This window comes from Actinomyces oris, assembly GCF_006546825.1.
GTDB lineage: Bacteria > Actinomycetota > Actinomycetes > Actinomycetales > Actinomycetaceae > Actinomyces > Actinomyces oris.
In genome coordinates this window covers 1-547 of record NZ_VICC01000018.1, presented here as the reverse complement: position 1 = coordinate 547, position 547 = coordinate 1, and the positions used below count along the sequence as shown (strand labels likewise).

At 65.1% G+C, this 547-nt stretch carries 1 protein-coding gene; it reads left to right on the top strand.

All coding sequences use genetic code 11. The features are described from left to right. The coding region (locus tag FK267_RS13355; RefSeq protein ID WP_141407499.1) for a FadR/GntR family transcriptional regulator at positions 1–540 on the top strand (540 nt) is incomplete at its 5' end. Positions 541–547: the final 7 nt, after the last annotated feature.

Below are 547 nucleotides of genomic sequence, written 5' to 3'. Positions count from 1 at the left end.
GCCGTCCGCACCCTCGTCGCCCTCGACATCGTCGAAGTACGCCACGGACACGGAATGTTCGTCGGCCAAGTCTCCATGCGCCCCATGGTCGAGTCCCTCATCTTCAAAGGCCTCCTCAACCCCGGAGACGACCACCGCGGACTACGCGACATCGTCGAAGTACGCATCACCCTCGACAACGCCCTGGCCGAACCCGTCACCCACGCCTGGCACAACCGCCACGACCCCGAGCTCAACACCCTCGTCGACAACATCGAGCACCTCGCCTCCCAAGGCAAGCTCTTCACCGACCAGGACCGCTGCTTCCACACCCGCCTGCTCCAACCCCTCGACAACCACCTCTACCTCCACCTCACCGAAGCCTTCTGGGCCATCCACACCCTCACCGTCCCCCTCCTGGACGCCCCCAAACTCGAAGACCTCACCAGCACCGCCAAAGCCCACCGAGCCATGCTCCAAGCCGCCCACGCCGGAGACACCCCCGCCTACCGCCAAGCCATCACCGACCACTACGCCCCACTCCTCGCCGTCCTCACCTAAAACAACC